This window comes from Streptomyces flavofungini, assembly GCF_041028215.1.
Taxonomy (GTDB): domain Bacteria; phylum Actinomycetota; class Actinomycetes; order Streptomycetales; family Streptomycetaceae; genus Streptomyces; species Streptomyces flavofungini_B.
The window spans coordinates 1-621 of record NZ_JASKYR010001499.1 but is presented as its reverse complement, the minus strand read 5'-3'; the positions used below and the strand labels follow the sequence as shown (position 1 = coordinate 621).

Genomic DNA, 621 nt, shown 5'->3' with positions numbered 1-621 from the left:
GCCGAGGTGGGCGAGCGCGTCGGCGTGCGGGTGCCGTCCGGGCCGCGCTTCGGGGTCGACGGCGCCTTCGAGGGGTATGTGCGGCTGCCGTTCACCGTGAGCGGCGCGGTGGCAGAGGAGGCCGCGGTCCGSCGTCGCCGCCGCGGGCCTCCTCGTACCGCTCGCCGCCTGCGGCAGCGACGACGACGGGAGCAAGAAGGCCGGTGACAAGAAGAACGTGAAGCTCACCGTGCTCGCCGCCTCCTCCCTCACCGACGTCTTCGCCACGGCCGAGAAGAAGTACGAGCGGGAGCACCCCGGCACCGACATCACCGTCTCCGCCGCCGGTTCGCAGGAGCTCGCCGCGCAGGTGAAGCAGGGCTCGCCCGCCGACGTCCTCGTCACCGCCGACACCAAGACCATGGACGGCCTCAAGGGCGAGACCGGCGAGGCCACGGTCATCGCCAGGAACCGGCTCGTCATCGCCACCCGCGAGGGCAACCCGGACAAGGTCAAGGAGCTCAAGGACCTGGCGGACCCGAAGCTGAAGGTCGTCCTCGCCGATGACACGGTGCCGGTCGGGCGGTACGCCAAGCAGGTCCTCGACCAGCGGAAGGTGGAGGTGAAGCCCGTCTCCAAGGA

General features: G+C 71.1%; 2 protein-coding genes. One reads left to right on the top strand and one right to left on the bottom strand.

Features of this window, described 5'->3' with window-relative positions:
• Positions 1 to 228: hypothetical protein (locus AB8Z36_RS41875; protein ID WP_369218546.1), on the bottom strand; the 228-nt coding region annotated here is incomplete at its 3' end.
• Here AB8Z36_RS41875 and modA point away from each other — a divergent pair.
• Positions 218 to 621: molybdate ABC transporter substrate-binding protein (modA, locus tag AB8Z36_RS41870; protein WP_369218545.1), on the top strand; the 404-nt coding region annotated here is incomplete at its 3' end. The two genes, AB8Z36_RS41875 and modA, sit on opposite strands and share 11 nt — an antisense overlap.